General features: G+C 69.4%; 16 protein-coding genes. 6 read left to right on the forward strand and 10 right to left on the reverse strand.

Annotated elements, in window-relative coordinates:
* Positions 1 to 137 precede the first annotated feature (137 nt).
* On the reverse strand, positions 138 to 2,783 hold the full coding sequence (gene rph, locus AC3EO4_RS32040) for a rifamycin-inactivating phosphotransferase (RefSeq protein ID WP_431899071.1): 2,646 nt from the start codon (positions 2,781 to 2,783) through the stop codon (positions 138 to 140).
* Positions 2,784 to 3,078: 295 nt separating this feature from the next.
* Here rph and AC3EO4_RS32045 point away from each other — a divergent pair, with 295 nt between their 5' ends.
* The 4 genes from AC3EO4_RS32045 (at position 3,079) to AC3EO4_RS32060 (ending at position 5,865) form a co-directional block, all read left to right on the forward strand.
* Positions 3,079 to 3,774 (forward strand): cytochrome P450 family protein, encoded by a 696-nt coding sequence (locus AC3EO4_RS32045; protein WP_431899073.1) that lies wholly within the window; start codon positions 3,079 to 3,081, stop codon positions 3,772 to 3,774.
* A complete protein-coding gene (locus tag AC3EO4_RS32050; RefSeq protein ID WP_431899075.1) occupies positions 3,771 to 4,760 on the forward strand; it encodes an NAD(P)/FAD-dependent oxidoreductase in 990 nt (329 codons plus the stop codon). The genes AC3EO4_RS32045 and AC3EO4_RS32050 overlap by 4 nt, the downstream gene beginning before the upstream one ends.
* A complete protein-coding gene (locus AC3EO4_RS32055) occupies positions 4,757 to 5,353 on the forward strand; it encodes a TetR/AcrR family transcriptional regulator (protein ID WP_379567797.1) in 597 nt (198 codons plus the stop codon). The genes AC3EO4_RS32050 and AC3EO4_RS32055 overlap by 4 nt, the downstream gene beginning before the upstream one ends.
* Positions 5,354 to 5,463: 110 nt before the next feature.
* The gene (locus AC3EO4_RS32060; protein WP_431899077.1) at positions 5,464 to 5,865 is read left to right on the forward strand and encodes a DUF6463 family protein; all 402 of its coding nucleotides are present in this window, start codon (positions 5,464 to 5,466) and stop codon (positions 5,863 to 5,865) included.
* A gap of 112 nt (positions 5,866 to 5,977) precedes the next feature.
* On the opposite strand, the gene proS is transcribed toward AC3EO4_RS32060, so the two are convergent.
* Together proS and AC3EO4_RS32070 are read right to left on the reverse strand one after the other, a co-directional pair.
* Positions 5,978 to 7,420 carry a proline--tRNA ligase gene (gene proS, locus AC3EO4_RS32065; protein WP_379567801.1) on the reverse strand — a complete coding sequence of 481 codons (1,443 nt, stop codon included), beginning with the start codon at positions 7,418 to 7,420 and terminating at the stop codon, positions 5,978 to 5,980.
* A gap of 112 nt (positions 7,421 to 7,532) precedes the next feature.
* Positions 7,533 to 8,279, reverse strand: a complete 747-nt coding sequence (locus AC3EO4_RS32070; protein WP_431899080.1) for a GbsR/MarR family transcriptional regulator — start codon at positions 8,277 to 8,279, stop codon at positions 7,533 to 7,535.
* Between the two features lie 202 nt (positions 8,280 to 8,481).
* Here AC3EO4_RS32070 and AC3EO4_RS32075 point away from each other — a divergent pair, with 202 nt between their 5' ends.
* A complete protein-coding gene (locus AC3EO4_RS32075) occupies positions 8,482 to 9,618 on the forward strand; it encodes a serine hydrolase domain-containing protein (RefSeq protein ID WP_431899081.1) in 1,137 nt (378 codons plus the stop codon).
* A gap of 25 nt (positions 9,619 to 9,643) precedes the next feature.
* Here the strand turns inward: AC3EO4_RS32075 and AC3EO4_RS32080 are convergent, their stop codons facing one another.
* From AC3EO4_RS32080 to AC3EO4_RS32110, 7 genes are read right to left on the reverse strand one after another with little or no spacing between them, the layout of a single operon-like run.
* A complete protein-coding gene (locus AC3EO4_RS32080) occupies positions 9,644 to 10,585 on the reverse strand; it encodes an N-acetylglucosamine kinase (protein WP_431899083.1) in 942 nt (313 codons plus the stop codon).
* The gene (locus tag AC3EO4_RS32085; protein WP_379567808.1) at positions 10,585 to 11,682 is read right to left on the reverse strand and encodes a hypothetical protein; all 1,098 of its coding nucleotides are present in this window, start codon (positions 11,680 to 11,682) and stop codon (positions 10,585 to 10,587) included. Before AC3EO4_RS32085 ends, AC3EO4_RS32080 begins: the two co-directional genes overlap by 1 nt.
* The gene (locus AC3EO4_RS32090; RefSeq protein WP_379567810.1) at positions 11,679 to 12,425 is read right to left on the reverse strand and encodes a sugar isomerase domain-containing protein; all 747 of its coding nucleotides are present in this window, start codon (positions 12,423 to 12,425) and stop codon (positions 11,679 to 11,681) included. The genes AC3EO4_RS32085 and AC3EO4_RS32090 overlap by 4 nt, the downstream gene beginning before the upstream one ends.
* Positions 12,426 to 12,435: 10 nt before the next feature.
* The gene (locus AC3EO4_RS32095) at positions 12,436 to 13,254 is read right to left on the reverse strand and encodes a carbohydrate ABC transporter permease (protein WP_379567812.1); all 819 of its coding nucleotides are present in this window, start codon (positions 13,252 to 13,254) and stop codon (positions 12,436 to 12,438) included.
* A complete protein-coding gene (locus AC3EO4_RS32100; RefSeq protein WP_431899085.1) occupies positions 13,251 to 14,135 on the reverse strand; it encodes a carbohydrate ABC transporter permease in 885 nt (294 codons plus the stop codon). Before AC3EO4_RS32100 ends, AC3EO4_RS32095 begins: the two co-directional genes overlap by 4 nt.
* Entirely contained in the window at positions 14,126 to 15,367 is a 1,242-nt protein-coding gene (locus tag AC3EO4_RS32105; RefSeq protein ID WP_431899087.1) for an ABC transporter substrate-binding protein, read from the reverse strand. The genes AC3EO4_RS32100 and AC3EO4_RS32105 overlap by 10 nt, the downstream gene beginning before the upstream one ends.
* A gap of 15 nt (positions 15,368 to 15,382) precedes the next feature.
* Entirely contained in the window at positions 15,383 to 16,279 is an 897-nt protein-coding gene (locus tag AC3EO4_RS32110; protein ID WP_379567818.1) for a MurR/RpiR family transcriptional regulator, read from the reverse strand.
* 176 nt (positions 16,280 to 16,455) lie between these two features.
* On the opposite strand from AC3EO4_RS32110, the gene AC3EO4_RS32115 reads away from it, so the two are divergent.
* Positions 16,456 to 18,096 (forward strand): bifunctional metallophosphatase/5'-nucleotidase, encoded by a 1,641-nt coding sequence (locus AC3EO4_RS32115; protein ID WP_431899089.1) that lies wholly within the window; start codon positions 16,456 to 16,458, stop codon positions 18,094 to 18,096.
* The last annotated feature ends 132 nt before the right edge of the window (positions 18,097 to 18,228 follow it).

Raw genomic sequence — 18,228 nt, forward strand, 5'->3', positions numbered from 1 at the left:
TCCTCTCGGTCGCAAGATACTCCCCACAGAGGCCCCTGACGTCCCGATTGCCACTCTTGCCCCTGGTCACGGACAGCCCGCCTCCTGTGCTCCGCGCTGGACCTGCGGCCCACCTCCCAGGGGTGGTCGTGGAGCGGTCAGGGATTCGGCAGCAGCTCGACGTATCCGTCGGTGCCGTTGACCCGGATGAGCTGCCCGTCCTTGATGAGCCTGGTGGCCGCCTCCACTCCGACGACGGCGGGAAGACCGTACTCGCGGGCCACGACGGCGCCGTGCGTCATCACCCCTCCGACCTCCATGACGACGCCCTTGACCGACACGAACAGCGGAGACCAGCTCGGGTCGGTGAAGACGGTGACGAGGATGTCGCCCTCCTCCACGTCCGCCTCGGCCATGCTGCGGATGACCCGCGCCCTGCCCTCCACGACGCCGGACGAGACGGCGATCCCCGCCAGCGCCCCGCGCGGCAGGCTGCCCGCGTCGTATGCGCCGGAGACGACCTCGCCCTCGGAGGTGATCACGCGTGGCGGCGTGAGCTTCTGGTACGTCTCGTGCGCCTCCCTGCGCTGGGCGATGAGCGCCTCATCCAGCTCGCCGGTGTTGACCACCGCCCTGAACTCGTCGATGGACAGGAAGTACACGTCCTCGGGCTTCTTGATGACCCCCCGCTCCACCAGCTTGGCGGCCTCCTCCATGAGCGCCCGCTTGTAGATCTCGTACCGCAGGAGGAGGGAGTGCTTGGAGTATTCGCGGTAGCCGATGAAGTGGCGGATCAGGCTCATCTTCCTGGCCGCCTTCTTGGCCTTGCCCGTGCCGCCGGGCAGTTTCCTGAGACGCTCGAGGAGGTCGTTCATGGTGCGTTCGGCCTCGGCGCGTCCCTGCTCCGCCTTCCGGCGGCGCTCCCCCGGCGGGAAGTTCTTGATGTTGCTGAGGAGAAGAGGGACGAGCAGCGTCGGGTCCTCGCTCCAGCGCGTCCTGGTGATGTCGATGTCGCCGGCGCAGTGCATGCCGTAGGCGCGCAGGTAGCCCTGGATGGCGTCCCGTACGGCATCGCCTCCCTCGAGTTCCGCGAGGCCGGCGAAGAAGGTGGCGCGGTCGGCCGTCTCCAGATAGCGCATGACGTCAGGGTGCCGGCGGACCACGTCGGCGACGTCCAGCAGGTCGAGCCCCATGGCGGCCACGACGTTGTGGTCGGCGGACTGGGCGATGGCGTCGGCGGCGTTCTTCTCGCCCAGCCAGGCCTCCATGTGCTTGTTGACCCAGTTCACCGACTGGATGCCGAGGAAGGCCGCCGCGACGCTGCGCGGGTCGAAGGTGAGTTCGGCCAGCACGGCGTGGTCGTCGATGATGCGCGCGAACAGCTCGTCGCCTGTCTTCCCTGCGATGTCGCGCCTGAGCAGGTCGACCGTCGCCTCGGTGTGCTCGATGAGGTCGGGCACCACACGTGGGTCGTCCGCGCGGGAGAGCTTGAGGTACTGGCGGGCGATCGGCAGGGGGCCGCCCTCGCCGAAGTCCAGCATCGAGGTCCTGCCGTGGGCCAGCGAGGCGACGAAGTCCTTCCGCTTCAGGACGGTGCGCAGGGCGTTGGCCATCAGGACGTCGACCTGGTCGAGGCTCTTGAGGGTGGCGGGCCTGGCCCAGGACGAGGTGAGCTCGGCCGAGACGTCCTTGTAGAAGCGGTCGCCGGCCACGACGCCCGCCGTACGGCCGAGCTTGTCGTGGAGCAGGGTGAAGAACGACAGCCCCAGAGGCGCGAAGGCGTCGGTCATCATCTGCCGGTGTCCGTAGGAGATGTACACGTGGTTCTTGCCGTCGTGCGCGGGTGGCACGGGGTAGAGCGTGGTGATGGGGCGGCTCTGCAGCACGTGGAACATGCCGTCGTACAGCGCCCACTCGATGTCCTGCGGCTTGCCGAAGTGCGTCTCGATCCGCCGCCCCAGCTCTTCGAGCTGGAGGATCTGCTCGTCGCCGAGTTTCTGGGCGTGCTGCCGTGCGGGCTCGATCGGCAGCTCATGGGTGCCGCCGGACGGCGAGGCGCGAAGTTCCTTGGTCTGCGTGGCGATCTTCTTGTCGATGATCCGCCCCGCCCTGACCCGGTAGTTGTCAGCGTTGACCAGTCCGGAGACGAAGGCCTCTCCCAGTCCGAATCCCGCGTCGATGGAGACCACCGTCCGGTTGGAGGAGACCGGGTCGGCGGTGAACATGATGCCCGCCGCGTCCGGGAAGACCATCTGCTGGACGACCACCGACAGGCGGACCGCACGGTGGTCGAAGCCGTTCTGGATGCGATAGGCCACCGCGCGGTCGGTGAACAGCGATGCCCAGCACCGCCGTACGCTGTCGATGACCGCCGTCGCGCCTTGGATGTTGAGGTAGGTGTCCTGCTGTCCGGCGAAGGAACTGGACGGCAGGTCCTCGGCTGTGGCGCTGGAGCGCACCGCGCACGGCACGTGATCACCGCCTGCCTCGTGGAGGTGCCGGACGATGTCGCGCCGGATCTCCTCAGGCACGGTCAGGCCTTCGATGGCGGTGCGCAGGCGTGCGCCGGCGGTGGCGATCCGCGCCCGGTCGTCGGCCCGCAGCCCGGACAACTCGTCGATGAGCACGCTGACAGCCGCATCATGCTCGACGACATCCCGGTAGGCGTCGGTGGTGACGCAGAATCCGTAGGGCACGCGGACTCCGTGGATCGCGGACAGCTCGCCGAGGTTGGCGCCCTTCCCGCCGACCAGGCCGAGCTGCGTCTTGTCGATGTCGTGGAACCCGAGTACGTAGGCACCCATGGTCGCTTCCCGTCTCTCATGTGTGGACTGACCTGCCTGATCCCGGCAGTGGCGGCCTCATCAAGCGCGGAGATCGTCGGTGGCAGGGCCGCCGTTGGCGTAATTACAATACAGATCTGCTCTGAATTTAAATAGTCCCCCAACGGTAGTTCAAATACAGGGCAGTGCTGTATCTTATCTCTCGCACGCCCCGCACCGGCCTACCCCATGCACCGGCGCCGCGAACGCTGCGCCGAAGGCCGCCCGCCCTGCGGCGCTCCACCCCGGAGCCGGCGCCATCCAGCTGAGGAGCCCCATGACGGATTCCCCGACCGAAGCCGCGTCGTTCCCTCTGTCCCGCCCCACTCCCTTCGACCCGCCCGCCGAGCTGGCTCGCCACCGGATGGAAGGGGGTGCCAGCCGACTGGCGTACCCGGATGGGCACGTCGGATGGCTGGTGACCGGCCATGAGCTGGTCCGGGCCGTCCTGTCCGATCCGCGCTTCAGCTCCCGGGCGGAGCTGACACATACCCCGATCCCTCGCCCCAGCGTCACGGAGGAGCCACGACCGGCCCCGCCGGGGTTCTTCGTCTCGACGGATCCGCCTGAACACACGCGCTACCGGCACCTCCTCACCGGCCGGTTCACGGTCCGCCGCATGCGCGCGCTCAGCCCGCGGATCAGCGAGATCACCAGCGCGTCCCTGGACGTCATGGAACGGCAGGGGCCGCCCGTGGACCTGGTACAGGCGCTGGTGGCGGCCAAGCGCGCCAAGCCCGGCGACGATCTGCTCAGCGGGCTCACCGGCGGCGATCTCACGCAGGAGGAGCTGACCAACATCGGCTTCATGCTGCTGAGCGCCGGGCCTCCCCTTCACGGTGCGCAGTGCCCTGGCGGACGTGGAGGTGGGCGGGCGGCTCATCAAGGCAGGCGAGTCGGTGGGCACGAGGTGGTCCACGAGGCCGCCATGCTCTGCCCTGCCGGGGTCATCCATGTCAGTGGGCAGAGGTGAGGACGCCCGCCGACGTGCAGTTCGTCCTCGGGCGCCGCGCGGAACGGCTCGACGCCGAGGCCCGCACCGTCGACCTCGACGACGGGCGCACCCTCTCCTACGACGTCCTCGTCGTGGCCACCGGGCTGACCCCGCGCCGGCTCTCCTTCCAGCGTGACATGGCAGGCGTGCACACCCTGCGCACCCTGGACGAGGCCGATGACCTGCGGCGGGGCCTGCGGTCGGCACGACGCGTCGCCGTCATCGGGGCGGGCGTGCTCGGGTGCGAGATCGCCGCCACAGCACGTGGCATGGGATTGCCGGTCACCCTCATCGATCCCGCACCAGTGGTCATGGCCGGCCGGCTCGGCGACGAGCTCGGCGCCCGCGTGGCCGCACTCCACCGCAGGCGCGGGGTCCGCGTGCGGACCGGCGTCGGAGTCGCCTCCTTGATCGGTACGGCCGGCCGCGTCAGCGCCGTCGAACGAGCGGACGGCGAGCGCGTTCCCGCCGACCTGGTCGTCGTGGCGATCGGATCCACCCCCGCCACCGGGTGGCTGGACGGCAGCGGCCTGTCCCTGTCGGACGGTGTCGAGTGCGACTCGCGTTGCCGAGCGGCGCCCGGGATCTACGCCGTGGGGGACGTGGCCCGCTGGCATCACCAGGCCCTCGGAAGGAGCATCCGCCTGGAAAGCCGCACCAATGCCACCCAGCAGGCGATCGCCGTCGCGGCCGACATCATGGGGACGGGCTCGCCGTACACGCCGCTCCCCTCTTTCTGGAGCGACCAGTACGACGTGAAGATCCAGATCCACCGCACCATCGCGCCGGGGTCGCGTATTCGCCCGATCGAGGGGCGGCCGGGCGCCATGCGATTCGCCGCCGTCGCCGAGCCCGACGGCACTCCCGTCGCCGCGATCGGCTGGAATCATCCACGCGCGGTCATGGCGGCCCGTCGGCAGGTGATGGATGCCCTCCGCTCAGGCACGGCGAGTGTCGGAACGTGACCGGCACCGCGCACCCCCCGCGACTGCCCGGGCGGCCGCGCAGCCAGGAGGTCGACGTGGCGATCCTCGGCGCCGCGCTCGACCTCCTGATCGAGCGCGGCGCCAGCGAGACCAGCATCGAGCAGGTCGCCCAGCGTGCCGGCGTGACACGGGCCACCGTCTACCGCAGGTTCCCCGACAAGACCGCCCTGCTGATCCAGGCGATCGAGTCGGTGCACCAAGACCACGCTCCGGACGCTCTGGAATGGCCCGACCTCGACCACATGCTCGACCACTGGGCGACCTACCTGAGCGACCCCCGCAACCGCCGCATGCTTCGCCGCCTGTACGGGGCGGTGGACGACTATCCGGAGTTGCTGCGAGCGTACCGGGACTCCCACGGAGGGCGGCGCGCGGTCGCCGAGCACGCCACCTTGAGACGATCTCGCGAGCACGGGCGACTCCCGCGCGACAGGGATCTGAACGTCGTGCAGGAGATGCTCAGCGGTGCGGTCCTCCACCATCTCGGCGCCTATGCCGACACCGAGGGCGCGGACTCTGTCAGGGGCTACTTCCTGGCGATTCTCCGGCAGGTCGGCTGCCGGATCTCCTGAGTGACGGCGGGCTTCAGCGACCGGGCGGGGCGGTCGCGAGCGAGCTGCCGGTCATCGTGCGGCGGATGCCGTCCGCACCTGTTCCGAAACACTTTCCCCAAGGAGTACACATGGATGGCGCCGTCACCTCCCAGCACCGCACGGTCATCCTCGCGGGCCGGATCACCGTCCTCCTCAGCATGCTGCACCTCGTCGTGACCATGGCCTTCAACGTCCGGCACCTCCCCGCCTGGTTCTCGGGCGGGCTGTGGTTCCCCGCCGACGGACTGGCCGACCCGATGCCGTCCCTCGGCGCCTTCTGGCTGACGATCGGGTCCTTCTTCCTGCCGCTGCTCGTGCTGGGCCTCCTGATCGCCTGGCTCGGCCGCCGTGCCGTGATCCCTCCGGCGTTCGTGGCATGGCTGCTCGGCGGCTGGTGCACCGTCGGCGCCCTCGCTTTCGAACCGTCGGGGTTCATCCTCCTCTGGGTCCCCGCCGTCATGGTGCTGCGTGCCGCCAGGAGCCGGGCTTGACCTGCGCGTTCAGCCACAGGCCGCACGGCGGCCTGGCCGGGGTGATCAGCGAACCGCGAGGGGGCCGGCGGCCATGTACGTCCGCGACCCCCTTCAGCGGCCGGCGGGCACTTCAGTAGGCACGGCCGAAGATGACGCGCTTGCCGTAGGCGGCGCCGCCATCACAGTGCACGCACGTGCTGGTCGCGGGAGGGCCGTCGAGCGGCACGCAGCGCGGCGTCGCCGCGGTCTTGGCCTTGATGTCGGCCTCGCAGGCCGGATCACCGCAATGCGAGGCGAGCGCCCAACCCGAGGCCACCGCGGTCGCGAAAGCGTCCCACGAGTCGGTCACCGTCGTGTGCGCGTCGCGGAACTCCGTGGCGCGCCGCAGGAGGAAATCCTGGAAGTCGTCCAGGATGCCCGGCAGCAGTCGCGGCGCGTCAGCGAGCGTGATCGCCTGCTTGCCTTCCTCGCCGAGCCGCCTCGCCATGAGCGCGCTGCCCGTCTCGAGCTCGCGGGGGCCGAGTTCGAGCCTGATGGGGACCCCGCGCAGCTCCCAGTCGTTGAAGCGGAAGCCCGGCGAGAGCTGGTCCCGATCGTCGACGTGGGCGCGCACGCCCGCGGACCGCAGACGCCCGGCGAGTTCGCGCGCGGCCTCCGACGTGCGTGCGCCCTGCTCTCCGCGCCCGATCGGCACGATGACCACCTGGTACGGGGCGAGCCTCGGCGGCAGTACCAGCCCCTTGTCGTCGCCGTGGGTCATGATGACCCCGCCGATCATGCGGGTCGACATCCCCCACGACGTGGTGTGGCACAGCTCCAGGCGGCCGGCCGCGGAGGTGTAGCGGATGTCGAAGGCCTTGGCGAAGTTCGTGCCCATGTAGTGGGACGTGCCGGCCTGCAGCGCCTTGCCGTCGCGCATCATGCCTTCGATGGTGAAGGTCCCCTTCGCGCCCGCGAACCGCTCGCCCGGCGTCTTCTCACCGGGCACGACAGGGATGGCCGCGATGTCGCGGGCGACCTCGGTGTACATGTCGAGGGCCAGCATGGTCTCGCGCATCGCATCGGCCTCATCGGCGTGCGCCGTGTGGCCTTCCTGCCACAGGAACTCCGTTGTCCGCAGGAACATGCGGGGGCGCAGCTCCCAGCGCACCACGTTCGCCCACTGGTTGAGCAGGAGCGGCAGGTCGCGGTGCGAGGAGATCCACTTCGCCATCATCTCGCCGACCACCGTCTCGGAGGTGGGGCGGACGATCAGCGGCTCCTCCAGTTCCTTGCCGCCGGCGTGCGTGACGACGGCGAGTTCGGGCGAGAAACCTTCGACGTGCTCCGCCTCGCGGCTCAGGTAGCTCTCGGGGATCAGCAGCGGGAAGTAGGCGTTGTCGTGGCCGGTGTCCTTGATGCGACGGTCGAGCTCGCTCTGGAGCAGCTCCCACAGGCGGTAGCCGTACGGTCGGATGACCATGGTGCCCTTCGCTGGGCCACGGTCCACGAGCTGCGCCTTGGTGACGAGCTCGTTGTACCAGGCCGAGAAGTCCTCTCCCTGAGGGGTCACACCACGGTCATCACGTGTCATCCGGAAATGATAGCGCGGGGCTGTTTCACGACTGTGCGAAAGCACCGCCGGCGACCTGCGTCCTCACGCTGCCTGCGGAAGGTCCGGGCCCGGCTGGGTGGCACGCGATCCCTCAGGTGGCCGTGGGGTCGACGCCGGTCTCTGTCGCCGGGCGGGTGGAGTAGACCTGTCGCCAGTGCTCGGCCGAGCGGACCAGGTCGTCGCTGACGCGGGAGAGGAACCGGCTCATGTTCTCCAGCCGGGCGCCGGCGGGCGTGGTGACGCCGAGGGCTTGGGCGCCGCGCGCGGAGGCGTCGGCGATCCTGGTGTTGGTGCGCGCGCTGGCCAGCAAGGCCTGGACCCATAGGTCGTCATCGATGACGTAGCGTTCAGCGCGGCGGCGGGGGTCGCGTTCGCGTTTGATGATCTTGATGTCCTCCAGGTAGCCGACGGCCTTGGAGATGGAGGCGGGGCTGACGTGCAGGCGTTGCACGAGTTCCGCGGAGGTGAGGCTGCCGCTGTCGGTGGTGAACAGCGTGGCGAGCACCTTGGCCATCATCTGTGGCACGCCTGTCTGCATGAGCAGTTCCGTGAGGTGCGCGGCCACCTCCTCGACGATGCGCGGATCGCGCCCGCCGAGGCCGGCACCCGCAGCCGCCGGAGTCGGCGGAGCGGTGTCGCGCCGGCGTGCGTGCCGGGTGCCGGCCCTGTGGGCCTGATCGGCGTGATAGCCACCTGGCCCGCCGTTGCGCATGACCTCGCGGGTGACGGTCGAGGTCGGCCGCCCGAGGCCGCGGGCTATCGCGGCGTAGGTCAGCCCGTCGCGCAGCCCCGCGGCGATCTGCCGGCGGTCCTGCTGGGTGAGCCTTTCTCCAGGCATCGGCGTCCTCGCTCGATCTGTCGGGGTGGAGAACAGCTTAATGCAACATGGCTATTGCATTAGCGGACAGCGCTCATGCAACGAAATATACCATCTGAGCTGGGATAATACTTGTTGCTTCACGCAGACTTGTTTGACGAATCCGTGTATGCAACGTAATTTTTGCCATGTCGCAAATGTTCTCGAGGCAAGGACGACCGATATGACGTACACCGAGATTCAGCAGGTGCTCGACCGAGCGGTGGACGAGCACGGCGTGCCGGGCATCGTCGCCGAGATCCGGCATGCGGATAAGACCTGGTTCGGTACGGCCGGCGTGGCCGACATCACGACCGGCGGCAAGCGCAGGCCCGGCGAGCACGTGCACACCGGAAGCTCCGGCAAGGCCTTCACCGCCGCCGCGATGCTGCAGCTGGAGGCCGAGGGCAGGCTGAGCATCGACGACACGGTGGACACGTGGCTGCCCGGCGTGCTGAACGTCAACGGCTACGACGGTAGCAAGATCACCATCAGGCACCTGCTCAGCAACAGCAGCGGCCTGTTCGTGACCGGCCTGGCCCCGGAGGTCTCGTACCGCTACGCCACCCGTGCCGGGTTCGCCCGGCATCGCCTCGACGTGTGGACGAAGGACGACCTGCTGAACATCGCGGTGTCCCAGCCGCCGGTCTCCGAGCCGGGCGCCGCCTTCGCCTACTCCAACGGCGGCTTCCACGTCGCCGGTGCGATCATCGAGGAGGTCACCGGCAACAGCTACGCCGACGAGGTCGACCGTACGGTCATCAAGCCGCTCGGCCTGACCGGCACCCACGTGCGCCGCCCGGACGAGACGGACTACCCCGACCCGCACCCGAGGTTCTACTCGGCGTTGTTCCTCAAGGACGGCGCGGACCCGGCGAAGGTCACCCCGGAGAACTGGCAGTCGATGATGGAGGACCCGGGCCTGGACCCCATGGACGTCACCGTGTTCAACACCTCGGGCGGCTGGTCGGCCGGCGACGTCGTCTCCACCACCGGCGACATGATCCGTTTCGTCGGCGCGATGGCCGGCGGCAGCCTGCTGCCGCCGGAACAGCACCGCGAGATGTGGACGACGATCTCCACCGAGGGTGGTCACTGGATGCCCCACACGCGCTATGGCCTCGGCGTCTTCGAGTTGGACAGGCAGGTGACCGGCGGCACCACGCTGCGCGGCGTGGGCGGCAGCCTGTGGGGGTCCTACCTCTGCGTGGTGGGCACCCCCGACGGGGAGCACACCATGGCCCTCCACACCAACACCGAGTGGAAGACCTGGGACATCATGTTCGAGGCCGTCAAGGCGGAGTTCGGCAAGGGCGTGTAGCGCCCGCATCCCGGAGGGTCAGGCATCACCGTCCGGTGAACCGTGGGTGTACGCTCGCCGCCCCGCCCTCCCCCAGCCGGCCGAGCGCGGCCAGCCAGCTCGCCGCTCCGGCCCCGTCCCGGGCGGTGACGAGGCCATCCACCCCGGCCGGTCCCTCGGCGGCCAGCTGGGCCAGTACGGCCTCGCGGACCGGGCCATCGCTGGTCAGAACGCTGCCCGCCAGAACGATCGGCCCGGTGCGGTGTACTCGGGCAACCGAGGCCACCAGGCGCTCCGCGGCCTCGTGGACGATCCGCGAGGCGAGCGGATCGCCCAGCGTGGCCGCCTCGCCCACCAGCGGGGCGGCGGCGGCCAGCGTCATCCTTGTGGCCTGGGCGAGCCTGACGATGCGCTCGGCCCGCCGCCTCGGCGTGCCGTCCGCACCGAAGTGCCGCGCGACGAGATCCGCGAGCGGTCCGAGCCGCTCGCCCGCGTCGAGGGCGCGCACGGCGGCCATCACCCCGGCCCGTCCGATCCAGAAGCCGCCTCCTTCGTCGCCCAGCAGCCACCCGAGCCCGTCGGCGACGGCGTCGAGTTCGCGACCGGTGAACCGGGCCGCGGCGGCTCCGGTCCCTGCCAGCAGCAGCGTGCCCGTCGGCGCATCCGTGCCCGCGGCGTAGGCGACCTCCACGTCGCTGACCAGCTGGGGACGGTGGAGCAGGCCGTGCTCGGCCCAGATCCGATCGAGCGCCGCGTCGAATCCGTCGTCCGCGCCCGCCACGCCGGCCACGGACGCGGTCACCGAGGCGGGGTCGAGGCCGTGGATCGCCTGCCGCAGGGCCGCCGTGACGGCCGCGGCCGCCGCGGCGCTCCCGTGGGCGGTGGGGTTGCCACCGCCGGCGGTGCCGTATCCGATCCTGGTGCCGGAGGCGGTGTGCACGGCGATGCGGGTGGCGGTGCCGCCCGCGTCGACACCGGCGAAGAGCATCAGGAGGCCATGCGCAGCAGGCGCGCGGCGCCGGGGGCGAGCGTGAATGTGGCGGCGCTGGACCGGTACGAGCCGGTGGCGGGATCGAAGGCGGTGACCGGGCCGGCGAGGATCACGTCGGTGGCCGCGTCGTAGCCGGCGTTGCATACGAGGAGATGCTTCTCGCCGTACCTGCCCACGACGACCTGACCCGACACGACCACCCCGTCCTCCAGCGGGCGCGCGCCCGCGGGCGGCGGTCCGCTGTGGCCGGCCGAGATCCACTCCAGCCGGGCCAGTTCGTCCCCCACCGGGCGCAGCCAGCGAACGTTGAGGTCACGCACGATGTCGTAGCGCTCGGTGGGCAGCCCGCCGTCGATCAGGGCAGGCTGGAAACCCTCGCCTCGCGCCGGATCCGGCGTCCAATAGGTGAAGTACTGGATGCCGGTGTAGCCGTAGGCCAGCGCCGTGTTGACCTGCCAGGCGATCTCGGCGGCGGTGGGCGTGCGGTGCCCGTCGTAGGCGAGCGTCTGGACGTACATCCACGCGGGCAGGCCCGCGCGGGCGGCATGGTCTCGGATCACCGCCAGGTCGGCGAAGTAGCCTTCGTCCTCGCCGGAGGACAGGAAGGGGTAGCGGTCGAAGGAGAGAAGGGACGGTCGGACGGCCGAGACGAAGTCGCCCACGTAGGAGTCGTAGGACCCGGTGACATGGCTGGGGAAGAGGTTGACGTAGGCCAGGTGGCCGAGCGATCGTACGGCGGAGACGCCCACGGCGAGGTGCGGGAAGCGGTCGGGCGACGGCTCGTCCATGAGGCTGACGCCACGGAACGAGCGATACCCCTGATAGTCGTCGATCACCTTGCCGATCAGCGCCCGGGTCTGCTCCTCACCCACGTCCAGGTCCCGCATGAGCACCTCGACGCGCGGGTCGGAGGCGACGAGCATCCCGACGCCGGTCTCGTCGGCGCAGGCCAGCGCGTGCCGGAGGATGGCCGCGTCGTTGAGGTAGTTGCCGGTGATGACCAGGTCGATGCCCGCGTCGGCGATCTCGCGGTAGCGCGCCACGGTGGTCTCGTGCGGAGGCGGCGGCCAGAAGGCCGCGATCGTCAGGGTCACAGCGCACCGGTCCTGATCCGGCCGGCGTACCGCTCCTGGAGCGCGTTGTTGCGGGCGTCGCCACCCGGGATGTTGGCGGACAGGTAGGTGGGCGGGATCGTTCCGGCCGCGATGAGCAGGCCGATCGCCTCGGCCACCATCAGCTGGACGGCCAGCGCGGAGGTGATCGAGGAGATGCCGCACACCGGGCCGTGCTCGGTGTCCAGCACGGCGTCGCCGTACGGCGCGAGGTTGTCGATCACGACGTCGGCCAGTTCGAACAGCCGTTCGCCCGACGGATGGCGCGAGATGATGTCGCTGGTGTGCGCCATGGACGTTATCGCGATGAGCGGCAGCGAGCGCTGCTTGACCAGCCTGGCCATCTCCACGGTCGAGCCGTTGCCGCCGGAGTTGGAGGCGATCACGAAGACGTCGGCGGGCTCGATCGCGTGGAGGGCGAGCACCGCGTGCGCGGTGCTCGGGTCCCGCTCGGCCAAGGGGTCGAAATCACCGGGAGCGGCCCCGCCCAGCACGACCGGGTCGCGCAAGGCCAGCCGGTTGGTCGGGATGAGCCCACCGGCCCGGCCCGCCACCTCCAGCGCCGCCGCCTCGGAATGGCCGGTGCCGTAGGCGTGGATCACCCCTCCGGCCCGCACCGCCTCGGCGATCAGCGCTCCCGCCTGCCTGATGGCGGGCAGCTGGGTCGCCACCAGCTCGTCCGAGCGTCTGCGTGCCTCACCGGCGAAGGCTGTCACAAGATCCATAGGGTGCTCCTCAACGGTTCATGCCGGCGGTGAGGCCGGCGACGATCTGGCGCGTGGCGAGGACGAACAGCACGACCAGGGGGAGCGTCGTCATCACCAGCCCGGCGAAGAGCGTCCCCCAGTCGTTCTGGAACTCGCCGAAGAAGTGGGTGAGCCCGACGGGCAGGGTCAGCTTGCTCTCGTCGCGCATCAGGACCAGCGGGTAGAAGAAGTCATTCCATAACGGCACGAACTGGAAGACGACCACGGTCGCGACAGCCGGCCGTACCAGGGGCAGCATCACGTGCCAGAACGTGGCCAGCGGCCCTGCGCCGTCCAGCGAGGCGGCCTCGTCGAGCTCGTGCGGCAGCTGCCGGAAGAACGCGGTGAGCACGAACACGTTGAACGGGATCGAACCGGCCGCGTAGACGAGGATCAGACCCAGCAGCGAGTCGACCAGCCCAAGGCTCTCCATCAGATAGAACAGCGGCAGCACGCCGAGGTGCGCGGGCAGGGTCATGCCGGAGATGAAGTACGCGGTGAAGAAGCCGCGTCCGCCGAAGCGCCCGCGCCCGAGCGGGTAGGCCGCCAGCAGCGACACCACGGCGCCGAGCAGCACCGCGCAGACCACGACGACCACCGAGTTGACGACGTAGGTGGAGAAGGAGGCCTCGGTCCACGCTTTGACGTAGTTGCCGAAACCCGGCGCGCCGGGCAGGCCGAGCGGGTCGTCGAAGATCTCGCTGGTAGGGCGGAAGGAGCTCAGCACCATCACGACCAGGGGCGCCATGGAGAAGACGGCGTAGCCCCACAGCAGGAGCCTGATCCACAACGCGTGGGCCCTGCTCATGCTTTCCTCCTCAGGACGCGTTCGAGCAGGAGGGTCGAACCGAAGACGAATGTGAACATGAAGACCGCCAGCGCCGAGGAGGTGCCCAGGGCGTTGACGTCGCCCGAGGCGAACGCCGCGCGGTAGAACAGCAGGCCCAGCACGTCGGTCGCGCCGGCGGGAGCACCGTTGGAGCCGCCGAGGGCGTAGATCAGGGCGAAGGTGTTCATGCTGCCGATGAAGCTCAGAATCGTGATGGTGGCCATCGCCGGGCGCAGCAGCGGCAACGTGATGCGCCGGAACACCTGCCACGAGGTCGCCCCGTCGGTCCTGGCCGCCTCGCCGTACTCCTGGGGGATGCCGCCGAGCGCGGCGCTGAACAGCAACATCGGGAAGCCGACCCATTGCCAGGTGGTGATCAGGATGACGGTCGGCAGCGCCGTGGCCGGGTCGCCGAGCCACGGCATGGCCAGGCCTGCCGGGCGCAGCAGCTCGTTGACGGGCCCGAAGGTCGGGCTCAGCAGCAGCGTCCAGAGGTAGCCGATCACGAGCGGGTTGACCAGGTACGGCAGGGCGAACATGGTCTGCAGCGCGCGCTTGCCCCGCCGTACCCGGGACAGGGCCAGCGCGAAGGCCAGGCCCAGCGTGTTCTGCACGAGCATGGTCCCGGCGAACAACAGGAAGTTGTGGCCGAGCGCGGGCAGAAGCTGATCGCGGAAGGACTCTGTGAGCAGCCCCGCGTAGTTGGCCATGCCGACGAAGGTGTCGCGCAGCGTGCCCTTCCAGGAGAACACGCTGTAGGTCAGTCCGGTGAACAGCGGGTAGATGACGAAGACGGAGTAGAGCAGGAACGCGGGGATCAGGAACAGGTACCACGATCCCCGCCGCTGACCTAGAGCCATGTGGACACGCTCTTGTCGAGCTGCGCGGCCGCCTCCTGGGCCGTGATGCGGTCGAGCAGCATCTCCTGCAGCGACTTGGAGAAGACGGTCTGCGAGGAGGGGTTGCCGTAGGAGAACTCGTTCATGAAGTACGTGGCGCCGTGCTGGTCGAAGGTGGTGGCGACCTCGTTGAGCAGGGCGTCCGTCGGCTTGACGCCTGGGACGGCGGAGAAGGTGCGCAGGGTCTCGGTGTAGAGCCTGCCGTAGTCCTTGGAGGCGAGCCATGCGGCGAACTTCAGTGCCTCGGCCTTGTGCTTGGTCTTGGCGCTGATGCCGTACGAACCGTCGGTGAATCCCGGCATGAGGCCCTGACCCTTCGGCGCGGGTGGGGTGAAGACGCCGAGCTCGATGTCTTTGGCGTTCTCGCCGAAGAAGTTCAGCTCCCACAGGCCGCCGGGGAACATGGCCGCCCTGCCTGAGGAGAACAAGATCTGAGCGTCGGTGTAGGAGACCCCTGCCACGTCGTCGGGGAAGTACGGCTTGAGCTTGTTGAGCTGGTCGATGCCCTCGACGAACGCCGGGTCGGTGAACTTCTTCTTCTTGGCCTTGACGGCGTCGAGGAAGGCGTCGCCGCCCCAGTGGGCGGTGCCGAAGATGCTGGCCACGACGGGCAGCATCCAGTCGTCCTTACCCCCGAAGGCGAACGGGACGATGTTCGCGGCCTTCAGCTTCTCGGCGGCCGCGATCATGTCGGCCCAGGTCTGGGGCGGGGTGATGCCGTTGTCCGCGAAGAGTTTCTTGTTGTAGATCACTTGGAGGGTCTGTACGGCGAACGGGACGCCGTAGACCTTGCCGTCCTTGTCGCCCTTGGCGGCGCGCAGCACGCCGTCGTCGTAGTCCTTGAGCCCGGGGACGTCGGCCGTCTCGAGCGGCAGCAGCCTGCCCGCCTCGACGAGCGGTTGCAGCTTGGCGCCGGCGCGCAGCCAGGCCAGGTCGGGGCCGCTGTCGCCGGCCAGTCCTGTGGCGAGGATGGTGTCGTATTCGGTGGCAGTGGTGAAGGAGCGGGCATCGACGTCGACGCCAGGGTTGAGCTTCTCGTACTCGGCGAACATCTTGTCGTAGTTCTCCTCGGGCCCCCATCCCCAGACAGACAGGGTGACCTTGGCCTGAGCAGGGGATGTGGTCGAGGGCGAGCTGGGAGCGCAGGCGGTGGCGGACAGGAGGACGGCGGCCGCGAGGGGGGCCAGACGCATGGGGGGACTCCCTGGTCAGCGTTGGGGCAGGCGGTGCTTGGCGACCGCCTCCGTGGCGGCGGTCAGCAGTTGGTTGCTGGTCTCATGAGTGCGCTGGACGACGCCGATGTAGAGGCAGTCCAGGACGAGCATCTGGGTGTGGCGAGCGGCCAATCCGCCGGCGCGGAAGGGGGTGTCCTGCGCGGCGGTGGTCAGCACGATGTCGGCGGCCTCGGCGAGCGGGCTACGCGGAAAGTTCGTCACCGCGATGGTGGTGGCGCCGCGTTTTCTGGCGATGGCCAGCGGCTCGACGACCTCGGAGGTGGTGCCCGAGTGGGAGATGCCGATCGCCACGTCACGGTGGTCGCGCGCGCTGGCGCTGCAGACCGCGCTGTGGACGTCGGCCCACAGGACGCACGGTCTGCCGATGGCGTGCAGCCTGAGGTGCAGGTCCATGGCGACGCCGGCGCTGCCGGAGACGGCGAAGAAGTCGATGAACCTGGCCCGCACCAGGGCTGAGACCGCCCGGTCCACGGCCGCCGCGTCGAGCTGTGCCGCGGTCTCCTCCATGGCGCGTATGTCGCTGGCCAGCAGGCTGCGCAGCACCGTGCTCATGGGGTCATCGGGTGAGAAGGCGATGAGCGCGGTGTCACGCGTGCTGGCGTTGGTACGGCCGAGCTCGGTCGCGAGCGCCAGCCTGAGCTCGGGATAGCCGGTCAGACCCAGCTCGCGGCAGAAGCGGGTGATCGTGGTCAGCGAGGTGGCGCAGCGTTCAGCCAACTCGGTGATGGTGGAGGCGGCGACGGCGGCGGGCTCGGCGAGGATCGTCTCGGCGATGCGCCGGTGCGCGGCGGTCAGCGTGGGCTCGAGCCCGCGAATCCGGGCCAGGATGCCCGTGGCAGTGGGTGAATTATTCTCTGCGGACTCGACCATGTGAGGAAATTTCCCCTATTTACCTCGGCCATGTCAAGAGTTCACCTCTCGGTCTGGGGCTCGTCGCGACGAGATGTGAATAATTCCCCTCGATCTTTCATCCACTCGGGAGTCTTTACTTTTCGAGGACCTCCTGCCTACGCTCACCCCCGACGAAACCCCCCGAAGGGACGCACATGCGCAACCTGCTCGCCGCGCTGGTGCTGGGCGGTACGGCCCTGCTGCCCGCCCACGCCGACACGGTCGACATCCAGCTGCTCGGCATCAACGACTTCCACTCCGCGCTGCCCTCGAGCTTCGCCATGACACCGGACGGTCCCGTCGCGGCCGGCGGCGCCGAGTACCTCGCCGCCCACTTCGACCGGCTCCAGCGGGACAACCCCGACGGCACCCTGCGGCTCGCCGCGGGCGACAACATCTCCTCCACCACGCTGAACGCCACCGCGTTACACGACGAACCCGGCATCCAGGCGCTGAACATGATGCGCCTCGACGCCTCCAGCGTCGGCAACCACGAGTTCGACGAGGGCCTGACCGAGCTGCGCAGAATCGAGAACGGCGGCTGCCACCCCATCGACGGCTGCGGCGTCCCCGGCTTCAAGGGGGCGGCCTTCCCCTACCTGGGCGCCAACATCGTCGACACCACGACTGGCAAGCCCGCTTTCGCTCCCTACATCGTCAAGGAGCTGAAGGGTGTCAAGGTCGGAATCATCGGGGTTTCCTACAAGAACACGCTGAAGGAGGCCCCTGGACCCACCGTGCCGTTGGAGGCCCGTGACGAGGCGGAGGCGGTCAACGCCTACACGACCGAACTCAAGGCCAAGGGCGTGCGCACCATCGTCGTCCTGATCCACCAGGGCGGCGGGCAGACAGGTGGCGGTCTGCCCAACCAGTGCAACAACCTCGCAGGGCCGATCAAGGACATCGTGCAGAGGTTCGACCCCGAGGTCGACGCGGTGATCTCCGGGCACACCCACAACCCCTACAACTGCGTGATCAACGGCATCCCCGTCACCCAGACCTCCGGACACACGCGCGAGCTCACCCGGATCAACCTCACCGTCGACCGTTCCACGGGCAACCCGGTCGCGGCGAAAGCCGAGAACATCGCCGTCACGCACGACGTCAAGCCGGACGGGCAGATCGCCGCGCTGCGCCGCAAGTCCGATGAGCACGCCCAGCGCCTGCTGGACCGGCCCGTCGGCCTGCTCCACCGCGATCTCACCACCGTCAGGAACGCCGCCGGCGAGTCCACGATGGGCCACGCCCTGGCCGACGGCCGCCTGGCCGCCACCTCCTCGCCGGAGACCGGCGGCGCCCAGATCGCGATCCAGCCCCCGTACGGCGGCGGCATCGCGGGCGACATGTGGGTATCCCCGATCGGCAACAACATGCCCAACCTGGTCACACACGGCCAGGCGCTGCGCGTGCAGCCGTTCGGCAACATGCTGGTCACCATGACCCTGACCGGAGCCCAGGTGGAGCGGCTGCTGGAGCAGCAGTGGTGCGGCCAGGGCACCGCCCGGGTCCTCGGCATCTCCACGGGGTTCACCTACACCTACGACAACGCCAGGCCCGCGTGCGACAAGGTCGACCCGGGGAGCATCAAGCTCAACGGCACCGTCATCGATCCGGCCGGCGAGTACCGCCTGACGGCCAACTCCTTCATCGCGACCGGCGGAGACGGCTTCAGCGTGCTGACCGAGGGCACGGAGCGGGTGGAGAAGGTCCGCGACATCGAGGCCTTCGAGTCCCACATCCGTGCCGGCAGCCCCCTGCAGCCACCGGCACTGGGCCGTATCACCCGGCTGAACTAGACCTGCCGTCCCGACAGGTCGGTGGCGCGGTCACGTCCGGCCGGCGGCCGTTCGCGCGCCGTGAACCAGGGGCCGCGGGCCGTCACCGATCAGGAAGGTCCTCGGCCCCGCCGGGACGGCCCCTCAACCGCT

The sequence above is a fragment of the Nonomuraea sp. bgisy101 genome (assembly GCF_057708945.1).

Excerpts from the sequence above, each read along its gene's own strand:
- AC3EO4_RS32045 (WP_431899073.1), top strand. The coding sequence starts at position 3,079 with ATGACGGATTCCCCGACCGAAGCCGCGTCGTTCCCTCTGTCCCGCCCC.
- AC3EO4_RS32060 (WP_431899077.1), top strand. The coding sequence starts at position 5,464 with ATGGATGGCGCCGTCACCTCCCAGCACCGCACGGTCATCCTCGCGGGC.
- AC3EO4_RS32080 (WP_431899083.1), bottom strand. The coding sequence starts at position 10,585 with ATGCTCTTCGCCGGTGTCGACGCGGGCGGCACCGCCACCCGCATCGCC.
- AC3EO4_RS32070 (WP_431899080.1), bottom strand. The coding sequence starts at position 8,279 with ATGCCTGGAGAAAGGCTCACCCAGCAGGACCGCCGGCAGATCGCCGCG.
- AC3EO4_RS32090 (WP_379567810.1), bottom strand. The coding sequence starts at position 12,425 with ATGGATCTTGTGACAGCCTTCGCCGGTGAGGCACGCAGACGCTCGGAC.
- AC3EO4_RS32075 (WP_431899081.1), top strand. The coding sequence starts at position 8,482 with ATGACGTACACCGAGATTCAGCAGGTGCTCGACCGAGCGGTGGACGAG.
- rph (WP_431899071.1), bottom strand. The coding sequence starts at position 2,783 with ATGGGTGCCTACGTACTCGGGTTCCACGACATCGACAAGACGCAGCTC.
- proS (WP_379567801.1), bottom strand. The coding sequence starts at position 7,420 with ATGACACGTGATGACCGTGGTGTGACCCCTCAGGGAGAGGACTTCTCG.
- AC3EO4_RS32095 (WP_379567812.1), bottom strand. The coding sequence starts at position 13,254 with ATGAGCAGGGCCCACGCGTTGTGGATCAGGCTCCTGCTGTGGGGCTAC.
- AC3EO4_RS32110 (WP_379567818.1), bottom strand. The coding sequence starts at position 16,279 with ATGGTCGAGTCCGCAGAGAATAATTCACCCACTGCCACGGGCATCCTG.
- AC3EO4_RS32115 (WP_431899089.1), top strand. The coding sequence starts at position 16,456 with ATGCGCAACCTGCTCGCCGCGCTGGTGCTGGGCGGTACGGCCCTGCTG.
- AC3EO4_RS32105 (WP_431899087.1), bottom strand. The coding sequence starts at position 15,367 with ATGCGTCTGGCCCCCCTCGCGGCCGCCGTCCTCCTGTCCGCCACCGCC.
- AC3EO4_RS32100 (WP_431899085.1), bottom strand. The coding sequence starts at position 14,135 with ATGGCTCTAGGTCAGCGGCGGGGATCGTGGTACCTGTTCCTGATCCCC.